This is a genomic window from Empedobacter sp. UBA7248 (assembly GCF_002472945.1).
Taxonomy (GTDB): domain Bacteria; phylum Bacteroidota; class Bacteroidia; order Flavobacteriales; family Weeksellaceae; genus Empedobacter; species Empedobacter falsenii_C.
In genome coordinates, this window is the sequence record NZ_DKSU01000014.1 from 153,197 (window position 1) to 172,639 (window position 19,443).

13 protein-coding genes are annotated in these 19,443 nt (G+C 34.5%); 8 read left to right on the forward strand and 5 right to left on the reverse strand.

Annotated features, from left to right (window positions below; translation table 11 throughout):
• The first annotated feature begins 55 nt into the window (after window positions 1-55).
• The 4 genes from rpoB (at window position 56) to B4A23_RS13115 (ending at window position 10,086) form a co-directional block, all read left to right on the forward strand.
• The gene (rpoB, locus tag B4A23_RS13100) at window positions 56-3,898 is read left to right on the forward strand and encodes a DNA-directed RNA polymerase subunit beta (protein WP_291059288.1); all 3,843 of its coding nucleotides are present in this window, start codon (window positions 56-58) and stop codon (window positions 3,896-3,898) included.
• Window positions 3,899-3,960: 62 nt separating this feature from the next.
• Window positions 3,961-8,238 carry a DNA-directed RNA polymerase subunit beta' gene (rpoC, locus tag B4A23_RS13105; protein ID WP_286475027.1) on the forward strand — a complete coding sequence of 1,426 codons (4,278 nt, stop codon included), beginning with the start codon at window positions 3,961-3,963 and terminating at the stop codon, window positions 8,236-8,238.
• The gene (locus tag B4A23_RS13110) at window positions 8,238-8,531 is read left to right on the forward strand and encodes a DUF3467 domain-containing protein (protein WP_038331074.1); all 294 of its coding nucleotides are present in this window, start codon (window positions 8,238-8,240) and stop codon (window positions 8,529-8,531) included. Before rpoC ends, B4A23_RS13110 begins: the two co-directional genes overlap by 1 nt.
• A gap of 235 nt (window positions 8,532-8,766) precedes the next feature.
• Entirely contained in the window at window positions 8,767-10,086 is a 1,320-nt protein-coding gene (locus tag B4A23_RS13115) for a dihydrolipoamide acetyltransferase family protein (RefSeq protein WP_291120672.1), read from the forward strand.
• Between the two features lie 38 nt (window positions 10,087-10,124).
• Here the strand turns inward: B4A23_RS13115 and B4A23_RS13120 are convergent, their stop codons facing one another.
• Complete coding sequence (locus B4A23_RS13120) at window positions 10,125-10,700, reverse strand: DUF3575 domain-containing protein (protein ID WP_286486471.1); 576 nt, start codon at window positions 10,698-10,700, stop codon at window positions 10,125-10,127.
• Between the two features lie 100 nt (window positions 10,701-10,800).
• Between B4A23_RS13120 and B4A23_RS13125 the strand changes: the two genes are divergently transcribed.
• Window positions 10,801-11,316: a hypothetical protein gene (locus B4A23_RS13125; RefSeq protein WP_052217481.1), complete on the forward strand. Its 516-nt coding sequence runs from the start codon at window positions 10,801-10,803 to the stop codon at window positions 11,314-11,316.
• Here the strand turns inward: B4A23_RS13125 and B4A23_RS13130 are convergent.
• From B4A23_RS13130 to B4A23_RS13140, 3 genes are all read right to left on the reverse strand, one after another.
• Window positions 11,288-11,770 (reverse strand): hypothetical protein, encoded by a 483-nt coding sequence (locus B4A23_RS13130; RefSeq protein ID WP_291120675.1) that lies wholly within the window; start codon window positions 11,768-11,770, stop codon window positions 11,288-11,290. The genes B4A23_RS13125 and B4A23_RS13130 overlap by 29 nt on opposite strands.
• Before the next feature lie 66 nt (window positions 11,771-11,836).
• Entirely contained in the window at window positions 11,837-12,286 is a 450-nt protein-coding gene (locus B4A23_RS13135) for a hypothetical protein (protein ID WP_291120677.1), read from the reverse strand.
• 105 nt (window positions 12,287-12,391) lie between these two features.
• Entirely contained in the window at window positions 12,392-13,909 is a 1,518-nt protein-coding gene (locus tag B4A23_RS13140; protein ID WP_291120679.1) for a Do family serine endopeptidase, read from the reverse strand.
• 161 nt (window positions 13,910-14,070) lie between these two features.
• Between B4A23_RS13140 and dapF the strand changes: the two genes are divergently transcribed.
• From dapF to B4A23_RS13155, 3 genes are read left to right on the forward strand one after another with little or no spacing between them, the layout of a single operon-like run.
• Window positions 14,071-14,847: a diaminopimelate epimerase gene (gene dapF / locus B4A23_RS13145; RefSeq protein WP_115001951.1), complete on the forward strand. Its 777-nt coding sequence runs from the start codon at window positions 14,071-14,073 to the stop codon at window positions 14,845-14,847.
• 9 nt (window positions 14,848-14,856) lie between these two features.
• Window positions 14,857-15,879 carry an endolytic transglycosylase MltG gene (gene mltG / locus B4A23_RS13150; protein WP_114998867.1) on the forward strand — a complete coding sequence of 341 codons (1,023 nt, stop codon included), beginning with the start codon at window positions 14,857-14,859 and terminating at the stop codon, window positions 15,877-15,879.
• 29 nt (window positions 15,880-15,908) lie between these two features.
• Complete coding sequence (locus B4A23_RS13155; RefSeq protein WP_291120681.1) at window positions 15,909-17,309, forward strand: FAD-dependent oxidoreductase; 1,401 nt, start codon at window positions 15,909-15,911, stop codon at window positions 17,307-17,309.
• Window positions 17,310-17,349: 40 nt separating this feature from the next.
• On the opposite strand, the gene B4A23_RS13160 is transcribed toward B4A23_RS13155, so the two are convergent.
• On the reverse strand, window positions 17,350-19,371 hold the full coding sequence (locus B4A23_RS13160; RefSeq protein WP_291120683.1) for a hypothetical protein: 2,022 nt from the start codon (window positions 19,369-19,371) through the stop codon (window positions 17,350-17,352).
• Between the last annotated feature and the right edge of the window lie 72 nt (window positions 19,372-19,443).

The following is a 19,443-nucleotide window of genomic DNA, read 5'->3' on the forward strand; positions in this document are numbered from 1 at the left end:
AGGTCTAAACCTTTTTACGCATAAAGTCATTATATAAACCAAAATTCATTCGAAATTGGCCACTAAAGCAACATTAAGCAACTCGACTGAGAAAAAAGAAAGATTGAACTTCTCTTCTGCAAAAGCAGTCGCTCAGTTCCCAGATTTCCTTGACATTCAGATCAAATCGTTTGAAGATTTTTTCCAGTTGGAAACAAGACCTGACCAACGAAAAAATGAAGGTCTTTACCGAACATTTGCTGAGAATTTTCCAATTACGGATACTCGCAATCAGTTTGTTTTAGAATTCTTAGATTATTTCGTAGATCCACCACGTTACACAATTGATGAGTGTATCGAAAGGGGATTAACGTACAGCGTACCATTGAAAGCTCGTCTTAAATTGTACTGTACAGACGAAGAACACGAAGATTTCGAAACTGTAGTGCAAGACGTATACTTAGGAACAATTCCTTACATGTCTCCTTCAGGATCATTCATTATTAATGGTGCAGAGCGTGTTATTGTATCTCAATTACACCGTTCTCCTGGGGTATTCTTCGGACAATCTTTCCACGCGAATGGTACAAAATTGTACTCATCTCGTATCATTCCTTTCAAAGGATCTTGGATTGAGTTCGCAACAGACATCAACAGCGTAATGTACGCTTACATCGATCGTAAGAAAAAGTTACCATTAACTACTTTATTACGTGCTATCGGATACGAAAGAGATAAAGATATCTTAGAAATTTTCGACTTAGCTGAAGAAGTAAAAGTTAATAAAGCTAATTTAAAGAAAGTTGTAGGTCGTAAACTTGCTGCACGTGTATTAAATACATGGCACGAGGATTTCGTAGATGAAGATACAGGAGAAGTTGTATCTATCGAGCGTAATGAAATTATCTTAGACCGTGAAACAATCTTAGAGAAAGATCACATCGATCAAATCGTAGATTCTGGTGTTAAGACGATCTTATTACACAAAGAAGATATCAATTCTGCTGATTATGGAATTATCCATAATACTTTACAAAAAGACCCTACTAATACTGAAAAAGAGGCAGTAGAGTACATCTATAGACAATTACGTAACGCTGAGCCACCAGATGAGGAAACAGCAAGAGGAATTATTGACAAATTATTCTTCTCTGATCAACGTTATTCATTAGGTGAAGTAGGTCGTTACAGATTAAATAAAAAATTAGGCTTAAGCATTAGCGAGGAAGTACAAGTATTAACTCGTGAAGATATCATTTCGATTATTAAATACTTAATCGAATTAATCAACTCTAAAGCAGAGGTGGATGATATTGACCACTTATCTAACCGTCGTGTAAGAACGGTAGGTGAGCAAATGGCTAGCCAATTCGGAGTAGGTTTAGCTCGTATGGCTAGAACTATCCGCGAAAGAATGAATGTTCGTGACAACGAGGTGTTTACACCAATCGATTTGATTAATGCTAAAACATTATCATCTGTTATCAACTCATTCTTCGGAACGAACCAGTTATCTCAGTTCATGGACCAAACAAATCCATTATCAGAGATTACACACAAACGTCGTTTATCAGCATTAGGACCTGGAGGTTTATCAAGAGAAAGAGCGGGATTCGAGGTACGTGACGTACACCACACTCATTACGGACGTTTATGTCCAATTGAAACTCCTGAGGGACCAAACATTGGTTTGATTTCGTCATTATGTGTATTCGCTAAAGTTAATAACTTAGGGTTCATCGAAACACCGTACAGAAAAGTAGAAGATGGAAAAGTGGACGTCGAATCAGCACCAATCTATTTAACTGCGGAAGAGGAGGAATCAAAAGTAATTGCTCAAGCCAATATCGACATGACAGACGATGGTACTATTGCTACTGAACGTGTAACTGCTCGTGAAGATGGGGATTTCCCTGTTGTAACACCAGCAGAAGTTGATTTAATCGACGTTGCACCTAACCAGATTGCTTCTATCTCAGCATCATTAATCCCTTTCTTGGAGCATGATGACGCCAACCGTGCGTTAATGGGATCGAACATGATGCGTCAGGCAGTTCCATTATTAAAACCTCAAGCACCAATTGTAGGTACTGGATTAGAAAAACAAGTTGCAAAAGATTCAAGAATCTTAGTAAATGCAGAACGTGAAGGTACAGTAACTTATGTTGATGCTGACATTATAACAATTAAATATGATCGCTCAGAAGATGAAGAATTAGTAAGCTTCGATACTGCTGAGAAAACATATAATTTAACAAAATTCAGAAAAACGAATCAAGGAACTACAATTACGTTGAAACCAATTGTAAAAGTTGGTGATCGTGTAGAGAAAGGACAAGTTTTATCTGAAGGTTATGCAACAGAAGGAGGAGAATTAGCAATTGGTCGTAACATGGTTGTTGCCTTCATGCCTTGGCAGGGGTACAACTTCGAGGATGCCATTGTAATCTCTGAGAAAGCTGTTCGCGAAGACTGGTTTACATCTATCCACATCGATGAGTATTCATTAGATGTACGTGATACAAAATTAGGTATGGAAGAATTAACTTCAGACATTCCTAACGTTTCGGAAGAGGCTACAAAAGACTTAGACGAAAACGGTATGATCCGTATCGGAGCAGAAGTAAAACCTGGTGATATCTTGATTGGTAAGATTACTCCAAAAGGAGAGTCTGATCCAACTCCAGAAGAAAAATTATTACGTGCGATCTTTGGTGACAAAGCAGGTGATGTAAAAGATGCTTCTCTTAAAGCTTCTCCATCATTACGTGGTGTTGTTATCGACAAAAAATTATTCTCACGTAGTATTAAGGATAAACGTAAACGTTCTCAAGACAAAGCTATCATTGATAGTGTAGAAGCTGAGTACGACGTTAAATTCAACGAATTAAGAGAGATTTTATTAGAGAAATTATACGTTTTATTAAACGGAAAAACTTCTCAAGGTATTTACAACGACTTGAACGAAGAAGTGATCAAGAAAGGTGTAAAATACACGCAAAAAATCTTATCTAATGTTGAAGATTTCTTAAACTTAACTGGAGCAGAATCTCTTTGGACAACAGACGAGGACAAGAACGAATTAGTAAAAGAATTGTTACATAATTACAAAATTAAATACAACGATTTACAAGGAGCACTTAACCGCGAAAGATTTACAATCTCTGTTGGAGACGAGTTACCTGCAGGTATCGTTAAATTAGCGAAAATCTACATTGCGAAAAAACGTAAACTAAGAGTAGGGGATAAAATGGCAGGACGTCACGGTAACAAAGGTATTGTTGCACGTATCGTTCGCGACGAAGATATGCCTTTCTTAGAAGACGGAACGCCAGTAAATATCGTGCTTAACCCACTTGGGGTACCATCTCGTATGAATATCGGTCAGATTTATGAAACGGTATTAGGATGGGCTGGACTTAAAATGGGTCAAAAATTTGCTACACCTATCTTCGACGGTGCTGAAATCGCTGATATCGATCGCATCACAGAAGAAGCAGGTATTCCAAAACACGGTACAACATATTTATATGACGGTAACACTGGAGAACGTTTTGATCAAAAAGCTACTGTAGGGGTGATTTACATGTTGAAATTAGGACACATGGTTGATGATAAAATGCACGCGCGTTCTATCGGACCATACTCATTAATTACTCAACAACCATTAGGAGGTAAAGCACAATTCGGTGGACAACGTTTCGGAGAGATGGAGGTTTGGGCATTAGAAGCATTCGGTGCATCTAATATCTTACGCGAAATCTTAACAGTTAAGTCGGATGACGTAATTGGACGTGCGAAAACTTACGAAGCAATCGTAAAAGGAGAGCCAATGCCAGAACCTGGTATTCCAGAATCATTTAACGTATTGTTACATGAATTACAAGGTCTTGGATTAGACATAAACTTGGAAGAATAATAGGGCAACCTATTATTCTACCTTTTTCGTTATAATAATATAATTGTTAGATACATTTCTATATGTCAACAAAAAATAAAACAAGTCAATTCTCAAAAATCCGTATCGGGTTAGCTTCTCCAGAATCGATTCTTCAAGAATCTAAAGGTGAAGTTTTAAAACCTGAAACGATTAACTATAGAACGCACAAACCAGAGCGTGACGGGTTATTCTGTGAGCGTATCTTTGGACCTGTAAAAGATTACGAATGTGCCTGCGGAAAATATAAAAGAATCCGTTATAAAGGTATCGTTTGTGACCGTTGTGGGGTTGAAGTTACTGAAAAGAAAGTTCGTCGTGAGCGTATTGGACACATCAATCTTGTTGTGCCAATTGCACATATTTGGTATTTCCGTTCATTACCAAACAAAATTGGTTACATCTTAGGATTACCATCTAAGAAATTAGACATGGTAATTTACTACGAAAGATATGTAGTGATTCAAGCAGGTATCGCAAAAGGACCAGAAGGTGAAGAATTAAATAGATTAGATTTCTTATCAGAAGAAGAGTATTTAGATATTTTAGAAACTCTTCCAATCGAGAATCAATATCTAGAAGATACAGATCCGAATAAATTCGTTGCGAAAATGGGTGCTGAAGCATTAGAAGACCTATTATCTCGTATCAATTTAGATGAGTTATCTTACGAATTAAGACACAAAGCACATAACGAAACTTCTAAACAACGTCGTACAGAAGCGTTAAAACGTTTACAGGTTGTTGAGTCGTTACGTGAGTCAAATATGCACCACGTAAACCGTCCAGAATGGATGGTAATGCGCGTTATTCCGGTTATTCCACCAGAATTACGTCCATTAGTTCCATTAGATGGTGGTCGTTTTGCAACATCAGATTTAAATGATTTATATCGTCGTGTAATTATCCGTAATAATCGTTTAAAACGATTAATGGAGATCAAAGCGCCAGAAGTAATCTTACGTAATGAAAAACGTATGTTACAAGAAGCGGTTGATTCATTATTCGATAACACACGTAAAGCATCTGCTGTAAAAGCTGATGGTAACCGTCCATTAAAATCATTATCTGATTCATTAAAAGGTAAACAAGGTCGTTTCCGTCAAAACTTATTAGGTAAACGTGTGGATTATTCTGCTCGTTCTGTAATTGTTGTTGGACCAACACTTAAATTACACGAATGTGGTTTACCAAAAGATATGGCAGCTGAATTATACAAACCATTCGTAGTTCGTAAATTAATCGAGCGTGGAATTGTAAAAACAGTTAAATCGGCTAAGAAAATTATCGATAGAAAAGAGCCAGTTGTTTGGGATATTTTAGAAAATGTAATCAAAGGTCACCCAGTTTTATTAAACCGTGCCCCTACGTTACACCGTTTAGGTATCCAAGCATTCCAACCGAAATTAATCGAAGGTAAAGCAATTCGTTTACACCCATTAGTGTGTACAGCCTTCAATGCCGATTTCGATGGTGACCAGATGGCTGTTCACTTACCATTAGGACCAGAAGCTGTTTTAGAAGCGCAATTATTAATGTTGGCTTCTCAAAATATTTTGAATCCTGCTAATGGTTCTCCAATTACTGTACCTTCTCAGGATATGGTTTTAGGTCTTTACTACATGACGAAAATTCGTCGTACTGACCACCAATTTACAGTAAAAGGTGAAGGATTAACTTTCTATTCAGACGAAGAAGTTCAAATTGCATACAACGAAGGAGCTGTTGACTTAAACGCGCCAATTCGTGTAAAAGGAACAATTCGTGTAGGAGAGGAGTTAGTAGAAAATCAATTAATCGAAACTTCAGTAGGACGTGTGTTATTCAACCAAATCGTTCCGAAACAAGTAGGTTATATTAATGAAGTATTAACGAAAAAATCGTTACGTACAATTATTAATAAAATCATCAAGATTACAGATTTCCCTACAACGGCTGCTTTCTTAGATGATATGAAACAATTAGGATACCGTAATGCCTTCGAGGGTGGTTTATCATTCTCATTAGGAGATATCTTAATCCCAGAACAAAAGAAAGACCTTATCTCTGGTGCGATCAACCAAGTTGAGAACATTAAGATGAACTATAACATGGGTCTTATTACAAATAACGAACGTTACAACCAAGTTATTGATGTTTGGACAACAACAAACGCAACATTAACGGAAATTGTAATGAAACGTATGACAGAAGATCAACAAGGATTTAACTCTGTATTCATGATGCTTGATTCTGGAGCACGTGGATCTAAAGAGCAAATTCGTCAGTTATCAGGTATGCGTGGATTGATGGCTAAACCTCAAAAAGCTGGTTCTACTGGTGGGGATATCATCGAAAACCCAATTATCTCTAACTTCCGTGAAGGTCTGTCTATCTTAGAGTACTTTATTTCTTCGCACGGTGCGCGTAAAGGTCTTGCCGATACTGCCTTAAAAACTGCCGATGCTGGATACTTGACTCGTCGTTTAGTTGACGTTGCACAAGACGTTATCGTAATGCACGAAGATTGTGGTACATTAAGAGGTTTAGAAGTTACAGCACTTAAGAAAAAAGAAGAAATCATCGAAAGTTTATCTTCTCGTGTATTAGGTCGTACTTCATTAAATGATATTTACAACCCAGATAATGGTGAATTAATCATTTCTGCTGGTAACATTATTACAGAAGATGTTGGTGATGCTTTAGAAGCAGCTGGTATTGAAAATGTAGAGGTTCGTTCTCCATTAACATGTGAAGCGAAAACTGGAATTTGTGCTAAATGTTACGGACGTAACTTAGCTACAGGTAAAGGTGTTCAGAAAGGTGAATCAGTTGGTGTAGTTGCTGCACAATCTATTGGTGAACCTGGTACACAGTTAACATTACGTACTTTCCACGTTGGGGGTACTGCGGGTAACGTTTCTGAGCAAAATACAATTAATGCTAAAGTTGATGGTACAGTTGAATTTGATGACTTACGTACTGTTGAATCGACAGATGATGCAGGTAACAAAGTAGATACAGTTGTTTCTCGTTCTACAGAGATGAAAGTAATTGACGATTTAGGAAACGTTCGTCAACAAACTAACATCGCTTACGGTACTATCTTATCTGTTAAAAACGGAGCTAAAGTTCAAAAAGGTCAAGAGATTGCAAGTTGGGATCCTTATAATGGGGTTATCATCGCGGAATCTACTGGTAAAATTGAGTACGAACAATTAGAGCAAGGGGTAACTTTCCAAATTGAAATCGATGAGCAAACAGGATTCCAAGAAAAAGTTATTTCTGAATCACGTAATAAAAAATTAGTTCCAGCGTTAAGAGTTATCACGATTGATGGTGAAGAAAAAACATACAACTTACCAGTAGGTGCACACTTAATGGTAAATGATGGTGAAAAAATTAATGCAGGTAAAATCTTAGTTAAGATTCCTCGTAAGTCAGCTAAATCTGGCGATATTACAGGAGGTTTACCTCGTATTACAGAGTTGTTAGAGGCTCGTAATCCATCTAACCCATCAGTTGTTTGTGAAATGGATGGAGTTGTATCTTTCGGTAAAATAAAACGTGGTAACCGTGAAATCATCGTTGAATCTAAAAATGGTGAAATCCGTCGTTACTTAGTTAAATTATCAGCACAAATCTTAGTTCAAGAAAATGACTTCGTACGTGCAGGTGAGCCTTTATCAGATGGAGCAATTACACCAGAAGATATTTTAAGAATCTTAGGACCAACAGCGGTTCAAGAATACTTAGTAAACGAGATTCAAGATGTATACCGTTTACAAGGGGTAAAAATCGATGACAAACACTTCGAAATTATCGTACGTCAAATGTTACGTAAAGTTCGTATTGTAGACTCAGGAGATTCAAGATTCTTAGAAGATAGTTTAGAGCACAAAGACGATTTCATGCAAGAAAACGATCGTTTATTCGGAATGAAAGTGGTAGAAGATGCTGGTGATTCTGACACATTAAGTGCAGGACAAATCATCACAGTTCGCGAATTACGTGACGAAAACTCTAAATTAAAACGTGAAGACAAAAACTTAGTAACTGCTCGTGAAGCTTTACCTGCAACAGCAGAAGCAGTTTTACAAGGTATTACAAGAGCGTCTTTACAAACTAAATCTTTCATGTCTGCGGCATCGTTCCAGGAAACTACAAAAGTTCTTAACGAAGCAGCTGTAGCTGGTAAAGTAGACGGTTTAGTAGGATTAAAAGAAAACGTTATTGTTGGACACTTAATTCCTGCCGGAACTGGATTAAAAGAGTATCAAAACATCATCGTAGGATCTAACCGTGAATACGAGGAATTAATAAACGCAAAACAAGAATTATAATGTCAGAAAATCAACAAAACGAAGGATTAAACATTGAGTTAAACGAATTAGTAGCTCAAGGTGTTTATGCTACAGGAGCAATCATCAACCACTCACCATCTGAGTTCGTTGTAGATTTCGTTCAATTTTTACCAGGTGCTAGACCATCAGTAAAATCAAGAATTATTTTGTCTCCATTACAAGCAAAACAATTATCTCAATCGTTAGCAGAAAACGTAACTAACTTCGAGAAAAGCTTTGGTGAAATCAAAGAACCTCAAGTAAACAACGGTACTGCAACTTACGAAGCTTAAGAATCATTCTTAATATTTCAAAAAGTCCCTCAATCTTAGATTGGGGGATTTTTTTATGCAGTCAAAACTATCAAATCATTAAAAATAATCTTATAAACGTTAGATCAATTATTAAATTGATAATTATTTTAGATATTAATACGAATAGTTTAAAAATAAAATACATTAATCTGTTTAACAGTATTTTTTTGAATCGAAAAAATGTTTAGATTTGTATTTAGCAAATAACACAAGAATGTCTGACTATAAATTAATTCTACCTTCTATGGGAGAAGGTGTAATGGAAGCTACTGTAACAAATTGGATCAAGAATATTGGTGATTCGATTAGTGAAGATGAATCGGTTGTAGAAATCGCAACTGATAAAGTAGATTCTGATGTTCCTTCGCCAGTAGCGGGAGTTTTAAAAGAAATCTTAGTTCCGGTAGATGGAATTGCAAAAGTAGGTGAGCCTATCGCAATTTTGTCTGTTGATGGAGTTGTAGAACAAGCTGATTCGGCAGAAGAAGTAGATACAAATAGCGACCAAGAAATTGCTGATGCTGCAAAATCTATCGAGGCTGAAGTTGCAACAATCAAAACTGAAACGGTTATTACTTCGTCTGATGATAAATTTTATTCTCCTTTAGTAAAATCTATTGCGAAAGAAGAAGGTGTTTCTCAGGCTGAGTTAGATCAAATTTCAGGTTCTGGAAAAGACGGACGTGTAACGAAAGATGATATTTTAAATTTCGTTAAAAATAGAGGTAATCAACCAGCGAAAACAGTTGCTACGACTTCTGTTGCTGCACCAGTTGCTCAACCTCAAGCACCACAAGTGCAATCTGCGCCTATTTCTGTTGGTGAAGGTGATGAAATCATCGAAATGGATAGAATGCGTAAGATTATTGCGCAAAATATGTTACAAGCAAAACAAATTGCTCCTCATGTAACGTCTTTCGTAGAAGTTGATATGACGAATATTGTGTTATGGAGAGATAAAAATAAAAATGAGTTTCAGAAGAAACATGGTGAGAAAATTACCTTTATGCCAATTTTTATTGAAGCTGTAGCAAAAGCAATTCAAGATTTCCCCATGATTAATGTTTCGGTTGATGGAGATAAAATCATCAAAAAGAAAAATATCAATATTGGAATGGCGGCTGCTTTACCAAGTGGAAATTTAATTGTTCCTGTTATCAAAAATGCGGATCAATTTAATTTAGCGGGATTAGCTTCTCAGGTTAATGATTTAGCAAATCGTTCTCGTAACAATAAATTGAAACCCGCAGAAATCCAAGGAGGAACATACACAATTACAAATATTGGTTCTTTCGGAAATACATTAGGAACACCAATTATTCCTCAACCACAAGTCGCTATTTTGGCTGTTGGTGCAATTGTGAAAAAACCTGCTGTTATCGAAACTCCACAGGGAGATATGATTGCAATTCGTCACAAAATGTACTTATCTCATGCATATGATCACCGTGTTGTGGATGGTGCTTTAGGAGGTATGTTTGTAAAACGTGTTGCCGAATATCTTGAGGCTTTCGATATGAATACGCCTGTTTAATAGTAGAATAATACTAGATATAAAAAATCCAACTAATTTTAGTTGGATTTTTTTCGTTTAAATTTATAAGTGAGCATTACGCCGCCTTTGTAGAGAATCCATTCACCACTTTTGTTGAATGATTGCGCAGAATCATACCGTCCGAAATTAGGAGAATCTTCTTTATAATAACCTTTGTAATTTCCTTGAGAGTGTCCTCCTCCAACAAAAACATCTAATCCCCAATGTTCGTTGATTTTGACTTGATATCCAATTGTAGCTCCTGTTAAAATTGCAAAGCCACGTTGGTATTTATCTGTATTCCAATAATTCCATTTTTGGATATCAAAGAAACCGACTCCAATGTTTGGACCTATATAAAATTTACTAAAAGATTTATCAAAGTAATATCTACCTTCACCAAAAGCCATGTACATTTGTAAATGATTTCCCGCAAATGATTTCCAAGGAGAGATGAAACCGTCAGCTTGTAAAGTTATTTTATCTGTAAGTGCATGCTCTACACCAAGATTTACCATCGCAAGTGGCATTGTTAAGGCATTAGCTTTTATTTGCGTTTCTCCTTTTTGAGCAAAGATTGAAGCAGGAAATAATAGCCAAATTAATTTATTCATTCGTAATTTTTATCAGTTTGCGAAGCTAAGGTAAAAAAAATGGTTTATTTAGATGTTAATTCAAGCTTTTTTATAACTTTACTTAACATTTAAGTACATTATGGCACCAATCATATCAATCCTAATTATATTTTTGATTTTCGGAATTTTTGTTTCGATATTCTTTGTTATTGCCGTATCTGATGCGAAAGTCAGAGAGAAAAATGAACAACATACGCTGAAAAGTTTACCAGATCAGGTAGACTTAAAAGCTGTTGTGCGTTACAATATTGGACGTCCGCAAGGGAGATTTCTTAAAATGAAATCTTTTCAGGGAAGTGGTGTATTATATGTACAAGGAGATCAATTAATTTTCAAAGATATTTTAGGCAACGAAGATCATATTTTTGATTTGAAAACATGCAAATTATCTTGGGTTGAGAACAAGATAAATGGGATTACAAATGCTTTTAAAGTTGCTGATCACGAAGCAATTATTTTCTTTTATATCGATAAAGGTGTCTTTATTTTTAATGCGATTGAAGAAAATGCGTCGACTTCAGATTTATATATTCGTTTGAAAGAATTGCGTAAAAGTATTAGAAATGCTAAAAAAGCTGAGTCGGCAAGTGAATAGTTAATCCAGCTCGGAAACCGCTCATATCTTTAAAATTTTTATTTTCTCTAAACTCGAAAGAATAACCAGCATTTAACTCTACAATGCTCAAAACTGCAATACCAGCTTTTGGAGTAATTGTCCATGGAGAAACTTCGGCGCGAATAACATAAAAAGCAGAGCTAAAATTTGAACTATAAGGATCACCTGCATTGTTGTGAAAATTGAACATATATCCAGCTCCAACTTCTGGAATTACACGAAATTTATCTTTCATATAACCCAAATTTGCATTGGCGCTAAACGTCAAAATATTGTTGTTATCTTGTACTAAGAACAAATCTGTTCCAACTTTTCCGTAATTTCCATTCCAATATTCATAACCAAGATTAATCGTAAAATAATCGGTTAAATTTTGTTGTGCTTTCGCTTGAAAACTAAAGATAAAAACAAAGATTGCGATGAACTTTTTCATGTGATAAAATTAATGAATTATTTAGTTTTCTTCCAAAAAAATAAATTTTCGTCGTTTTTACTTTCTCTAATTCCAATTGAAAGGAATATTAATTCCAGCAGAAAATTGAAAACCTTTTATCGGTTTGAAATTATCTTTTTCATTTATACTAAATCCATATCCAATCCCAAAATCGATCAAAGTCATAAATGTTAATCCAATTTTTGGAGTAATGGTGTAAGGAGTAAATTCGCTTTCCACAAAAGGAAAAATGTATGATCCACTCGAAGCAAGAAATCCTGTAACGCCAATTTCTGGAATGACATGGAAATTATCTCGCATATAAGCCATGTTGACGTTGGCGTCTATTCGTGGAGTAAGAAATGTGTCACCTAATCCAAATGTGTAAAACAGACCTAGTTTGGCAAAGTTCCCAGATTGATTAGAATAACTTCCTGAAACGCCAAATAAGTTTTGACTGAATGCAAAAGAGGAGAAGAAAAGAATGAAGATTGTACTGATTTTCTTTAAAGTCATACGTTTGGTTTTGAAATTAAATTTAGTGTAAAGATAAATAGCTACAACTTATCTTGTTGTAGCTATTTATAATGATTTATTAAAATTTAAAATCGACTCAAAATTTTAATCCATCGTGAATCCTTTTGTATAGATTCGTCCGTAATAATCTGCAAATTTAATTGATACGCGACCTTTATAATTTTTTAAGATTTTCTCGATATCGTCTTGTGAACTTACATTTTTATCATTGATCGATAAGATAATAAATTCTTCTTGAACACCTGCAGCAGCTAATTTCCCTGCATTATCTAGATGTTTTACCATGACACCATAATTAATTCCGAAACTATCTTTTTGACGTTCTGTTAATGGCTCAAATTCTGCACCAAGAACTTCAGTTGGCGTTAAGTCAGATTTGCTTCTCACTTTAGTGCTTCCTTTAGCATCTTTCAATGTAATGTTGTATGTTTTCTCAGAGTTTCCACGTCTTACAGTAAGCGCAACATTGTCACCAGGACGTTTGCTACCTACGATGAATGATAACGATGAGAAAGATGTAATTGGTTTTCCATCTACAGCTGTAATGATGTCGCCTTCTTCGATTCCAGAATCAATTGCAGATCCTTTTGCAACCAACTCAGTTACCATTACTCCATTATCGGTTTTAATATTTTTCTTGAATTGTTTGTTGTATTGTTTTACAGCATCTTCATTCGATAAATCAAAACCTTTGATACCTAAATATCCACGTTGTACAATTCCGTACGATTTAATATCCTCCACAACTTTTTTCACCAAGTTTGCAGGAACAGCAAATCCATAACCAGAATAAGCTCCTGTTGGTGAAGAAATAGCTGTATTAATACCAATTAAATCTCCGTTTGCATTCACCAAAGCACCACCAGAGTTTCCTGGGTTAATCGCTGCATCGGTTTGAATAAATGACTCGATTGGTGATTCAGAATTTTTACCTAAAATATTAATGCTACGACCTTTTGCCGAAACAATACCTGCTGTAACAGTAGAAGTCAATCCAAATGGATTACCAACTGCTAAAACCCAATCTCCAACATTAATGGCATCAGAATCGACAAATTTTGTGAATGGTAAACCTTTTTCACTAATTTTCAATAAGGCAATATCCGTACTTGGATCAGTTCCAACTAATTCAGCAATATAACTTTTTTGATTATTCAAAGTCACTTCAATTTTAGAAGCGCCTTGTATCACGTGATTATTTGTAACTATATATCCATCTTGAGAAATAATTACACCAGAACCCATTCCAGATGGTTGATCTTGATCTGGTTGCTGTTGTTGTCTTCCTCTTTGTTGTTGTTCTGGTTGACCAAAAAAGAAATCAAAAGGATCGAACATTTGTTGCTGTTGTTGCTGTCTTTGATTCGAATAATTTTTGATACTCACAACCGTATGTACTGCTTTGTTAGATGCCTGCACAAAGTTTGGCGCATCATAGCCATAATTTCCTTTATAATCTACAAACTCAAAGTCTCCGTTTTTCTGATGATTTGCATTTGTAATAAATGGATTACTTCCATTTTCGTTCATCAAATAAAAACCTCCCATAGTTGTCATAGAGCTCACTAATCCAACTAATAAGTATCCTGTATATTTTTTCATCTTTATTATATAAGTTTTTAATGTTTTAGATTAAATCAAATTTAAGACCAAAATTTTAACATTTCAAACCGTTTAACGCATGTTAACACTATATTATAAATCTTTTATAACATTAGTTAAGAGTGACAAAAATGTCTTTACTTTGTTTAAAATTAAAGAAGTTGAAATTAAAATTTTATAAATATCAAGGAGCTGGGAATGATTTTGTCATGATTGATGATCGAGAAAAAACGTTTCCAATCTCTACAGAATTGATTAATAGGCTATGTGATCGTAATTTTGGGATAGGAGCTGATGGTTTGATTTTGTTACAAAATGATGAAAATTCAGACTTCAGAATGGTGTATTTCAATTCGGATGGAAATGAAAGTACAATGTGCGGAAACGGAGGACGTTGTATTATTCGATTTGCTAATGATTTGGATGTTGCCAATGACAAAATGACATTTAATGCGATTGATGGTTTGCATCATGGGATCGTAGATCAAGAAGTTATTCGTTTACAGATGATTGATGTAAATGAGGTGGAAGATCACGACAAATATTTGTTTATGAACACAGGTTCGCCGCATCACGTAGAATTTGTGGAGAATGTAAAAGATATTAATGTCTACAAAAAAGGAAAAGCAATTCGTAACGGTGCGCCTTATTTTGAGAAAGGTTCTAACGTAAATTTTGTTGAAGTAATGCCAGATAATAGTCTTACAATTCGTACGTATGAGCGTGGAGTAGAGGACGAAACCTTGGCTTGCGGAACTGGGATTACGGCTGCAGCGATTTCTGCTTATGTCAAAAATTTGGTAGACAAAAAAGATATCAAAGTAAAAGCGATGGGTGGAGATTTATCTGTAAATTTTGAAGAAAATAATCATAACTTTGTCAATGTTTGGTTAAATGGACCAGCAGTAAAAGTTTTTGAAGGTGAAATTGAAATTTAATTCAATCCAATGAAAAAATTAAATTTAGTATTAATATTAATCTGTTCATTCGCATTTGTAGGATGTACATTTATAGACGGTTTCAAAGGAAATGCAACCAAAGATGGTTATATCTATATTTCTCGTGGAGCTAAATTTGAACAAGTTTTAGATTCTTTAAAACCATTTTTGAAGGATGAAAAATTGTTCAAACAGTATGCAGAAGATGCAGATTATCCAGCAACGATAAAATCTGGAAAATATAAAATCTCAAGCTCAGATTCTAACCGCGATATTATTGATCGTTTACAAGGTGGAGAGCAAGAAGAAGTGAAGCTTCGTATCAAAAATGAACCAACAATTTATCATTTGGCGGGATCTGTTTCCAAACAGATTGATATGGACTCTATCGAAGTTTTGACGGCTATTCGGGATTTTGTGAAAGAAAAAAACGATACAACGTTAAACGACGAAACAGTTAAACAATATTTTATTCCAGAAACGTATTTCGTGTATTGGGGATTAACACCAGAAAAGTTTGTAGACAAAATGGTAGCGCAGCATGACAAAGTGTGGAATGCAGATCGTTTGGCAAAAGCAAAAGCGCTCAACATGACACCTTTGCAAGTGACAACTTTGGCGTCTATTGTGCAATTGGAATCGTCTGATAATATGGATGAACAACAAAAAGTTGCACGTGCATATATGAATCGTTTGGCGAAAGATATGCGTTTAGAGGCCGATCCAACTTCTATTTATGCGTACAAAATGGAAAATGGTTGGGATCAAAAAGTGCAACGTGTGTACAAAAAATGGACGTGGTCTTCGAATGCGTACAACACTTATCGTAACAAAGGTTTACCACCAGCACCAATTTGTTTACCAAATTTAGGAGCAATTGATGCGGTTTTATCACCAGCAAATCACGATTTTATTTTCTTTGTTGCAGATCCTAAAAAACCAGGTTACCACATTTATACCAATGATTATCAGGAACATTTGAAAAATGCTGAGAATTATAGAAACTGGTTAAAAGAGAATAATATCAAATAGTTGTATCTTTAGCTAAACCAATTTTAGCGATGAAACAACTAAATTATACAAAAAGAGAATTCCTAAAACTGCTTGGTACAGGTAGTTTAGGAATTTTTTTTATGTCTTTTTATTCGTTTGATGATTTTTTGGACGATGATTTAATAATATTGACAAAAGATAATGAAAAGTATGATCAATACCGAAAATCATTCAACAAAAGAATTGAGAAATTCCCGAAGATTATAGCAGTTTGTAAATCGGAAACTGGAATTAAAAAAGCAATTGCATTAGCAAACGAAAAGAAACTAAAAATTGCCATTCGAAGTGGAGGACATAGTTTTGAAGGTTTTTCGAATGTTGATAACGGATTGTTGATTCATCTTGGATTGATGAACAAAATTACGTGGTTGCAAGAGAATAAAGTGAAATTACAACCAGCCTGTTTGTTGCAAGAAATCTATGCGAATTTTTTACCTAAGAAAAGAATTATTCCAGCTGGTTCGTGTGGAACGGTCGCTGTAGGTGGTTTGACTTTGGGCGGTGGTTACGGTTTTTTTAGTCGGAAATATGGTTTGACCTGTGATAATTTGCTTCGTGTAAAAATGATCGATTACAAAGGAAATATAATCGATTCTGATAAAGATCCAGATTTACTTTGGGCGTGTAAAGGAGGCGGAAATGGAAATTTTGGTGTTGTGACAGAATTACATTTCAAAACTTATCCAGCACCACAATCTTTCAGTGGATATCGTATGAAGTTTAATAATTTGACTTCTGATAAATTTGTTAAATTAATTCGGCTTTGGTTTCAAACAACGGAAAAGTTACCCAACGAAGCTTTTTCGGCTTTTGTGTTGAATGGAAAATTTTTAACGATTTTATTTACCAATTTTGCAGCAAATCAAACTGATTTTGAGAAAATATTTTCGAGTTTAATTCCTCTAGCGAATGATTACAAACCGATGAAAAATAGAAATCTGGCTGCTGCACTCAAAAATTATTATGGTGTAACAGAACCAATTTATTTCAAAAATTCTTCGGCTGGTTTGTACACAGGAATTGAAGATATAGAAAAAGGTTTGGAAGATATTTTTGCAAAAGTTGTTGCTTCTAAAGGAATGATTTATCAGATAAATACTTTGGGTGGAAAAATCAATGAAGTCAAAGCTTCAGATTCTGCTTATCCACATCGTGATATTAATTATTTGAGCGAATTACAAGCATATTGGGATTTGCCTTCGCAAGAAGAAAAGTTGACGAAATCATTTGAAGAAGTGCAACAATTGTTAAGAAATCTTGGAAATGTAAAACAATACCGAAATTATCCAGATATCAATTTTCCTGATGCGAATAATGCTTATTTCGGAAATAATTTGGTTCGTTTGCAAAAGTTGAAAAAGAAATATGATCCAAATAATTTGTTTGATTATCCACAAGTGATAAAATAAAAAAACTCCTGAAAAATATTTTTCAGGAGTTTTTGATTGATTATTTGAAAGCTTTTTTCATCTTAAATTTTAGCATATTCATTAATCCTGATTCGATAATATCAATACCTAAACCATAATTACTATCTGCAATTGTGTAATGATTATTTCGGAATTCCTCGAAATTTTCCATCGTAATTTCATGATTCGTCGAAGGATTGTATTCAATGTAAGCACTTCCTCCACTTGCTGTAATTTTCTTTCTACTTGAGTAGGTGAAATATTTATCATTAATCGTCGATTCTTGAATCGTATACTTTTCCTTTGTATCAATTTTTTGATCGGTTGATAAGTTGATTTCATACTTTTCACTATCGAAATTATGCCAAAAACTTGCGTCTTCGTGAATAAAATCTCTCACATTATTCTTCGGGATATTTCGATCAAAGAACATCAAGAAGCGTTCATTTGTCACTTTATCTTTAAAATATGGATTCTCGATTCGTGCTTTATATTTTATCGTTAATTCGTTCAGCTTTTTATCATCCGAAACAATTTCAATAGAAGTGTCTTTAAAAATTTCTCTCAAATCCATTTCAGGGCGATCTGCACTATAATTTAAGGCATAATAAAAGAAACTATTCCAACTATCAATAATTTCTCGCTTGTTGGTATTCTTGAAATATCGGCGCATATTATTTGCACGATTGTAACGATAAATCGATTCAGATTCTAAATAACCTTCGTTTCCTTTTGCCGCTACACTGACTTTTTCATCTATACAAAACTTAGGAAATTTGTAAGGTTCACGAATTTGTAAGGTCTGATTTGGTTTAATTTCTAAATAATGCGCAAAATAAATAAAGCTTCTATTTTCTAAGTAACCATACTCATTACGCATTGTTGCATCAACGTAATATGTCTCATTATTATGTTTCACTTTTACAATCACATGATTGAAAGCCAACAACGATGGGAGATAATATTTGAAATAGAAATCGGTATTATAATTCAGTAAAATGATTGAAGATTCTAATCCTAGATAATCAAAAATAACTTTCAATAAAATAGATTTTGCCTTACAGTCTCCTTGTTTATTTGCATAAGTTACTTCTGCTTCTTGAGGTTTGTGACCACTCATTTCATCAGCATTGTAGATATAATAAATATGGTTTTGAACATATTCTATCGCATATTCAATTTTATCTTCGATGTCAGAAAATTCATTTAATTTTTCAATTAGATTTGGTGCGAAACTTTCAAGATTAGCTTTGTTAATCACTTCTTCGTAATAAGTCGAAATAAAGTTTGAAAGCTTTTCCCAGGTGCTTTTTGTTGCAAAATCGATGTAAGGAAAAATCTCGCGATTTGGATCTGTTGGATTAAGATAATTTACTAACTCAAAAACGAAAGAACCGCCAGAAGGAATTGTTCCTGTTTCTGCTTCGATTACATTTCCATTTTCGTCACGGAAGAAGTTTTTCTTGTAAACAAATTCATCATCACGCTCATTGATTAATTCGAACGTATAATTTCCATATGCCCAATACGAATCAGGGCTAACCCATAAATAACGGCTGTATTCTTTGCGAACAAAGTCTTTATCAGTAAATACTTTTTCTCTTGCATCTTCCAATACAAGAATATCGTACAAACGTAAATCTTTGATCGAAATATTAATTTTTTTGCTTTTGTTGATTACGCCAGAACCGCTATCATTTTCGTTATCCAAAACTTTTACAGTGATATCTGCTATTTTATCAATTAACTCTCCATCACGAATCACAGAAATTCTATGAATCAAATAAATTTCGTTTTCTTCGACAATTGTATCGAATGTAGAAGCCTTTTCTAAATTTGCAGGATCAGTTAAGGTGTAAGACATGTTAACATACTCGATATGTTTTTCACGTGTTACATAAAATTTTTTGTCCAAAAAGTAACAATAATCTCGTCCTTCATCTAAAATATTTTTCGAGAAATCAGTTTCTTTAGAAAGTTCAATAATTTGTTCGTCTGTTAAACTCTTTGTCCAATTTTCAGGTTGAATAATTTTATAAATTTCGGTAGTATGGTTTTCCATCTATTTATTTTTAGTTGATTGGATTAAAAGTACAAAAATTATTTATAAAAAAAACGCGTCTACAAAGTAGAC

Bases quoted from the DNA above. Each gene is read 5' to 3' on its own strand.
- rpoC (WP_286475027.1), top strand. From the start codon at position 3,961: ATGTCAACAAAAAATAAAACAAGTCAATTCTCAAAAATCCGTATCGGG.
- B4A23_RS13110 (WP_038331074.1), top strand. From the start codon at position 8,238: ATGTCAGAAAATCAACAAAACGAAGGATTAAACATTGAGTTAAACGAA.
- B4A23_RS13115 (WP_291120672.1), top strand. From the start codon at position 8,767: ATGTCTGACTATAAATTAATTCTACCTTCTATGGGAGAAGGTGTAATG.
- B4A23_RS13120 (WP_286486471.1), bottom strand. From the start codon at position 10,700: ATGAATAAATTAATTTGGCTATTATTTCCTGCTTCAATCTTTGCTCAA.
- B4A23_RS13125 (WP_052217481.1), top strand. From the start codon at position 10,801: ATGGCACCAATCATATCAATCCTAATTATATTTTTGATTTTCGGAATT.
- B4A23_RS13130 (WP_291120675.1), bottom strand. From the start codon at position 11,770: ATGAAAAAGTTCATCGCAATCTTTGTTTTTATCTTTAGTTTTCAAGCG.
- B4A23_RS13135 (WP_291120677.1), bottom strand. From the start codon at position 12,286: ATGACTTTAAAGAAAATCAGTACAATCTTCATTCTTTTCTTCTCCTCT.
- B4A23_RS13140 (WP_291120679.1), bottom strand. From the start codon at position 13,909: ATGAAAAAATATACAGGATACTTATTAGTTGGATTAGTGAGCTCTATG.
- mltG (WP_114998867.1), top strand. From the start codon at position 14,857: ATGAAAAAATTAAATTTAGTATTAATATTAATCTGTTCATTCGCATTT.
- B4A23_RS13155 (WP_291120681.1), top strand. From the start codon at position 15,909: ATGAAACAACTAAATTATACAAAAAGAGAATTCCTAAAACTGCTTGGT.
- B4A23_RS13160 (WP_291120683.1), bottom strand. From the start codon at position 19,371: ATGGAAAACCATACTACCGAAATTTATAAAATTATTCAACCTGAAAAT.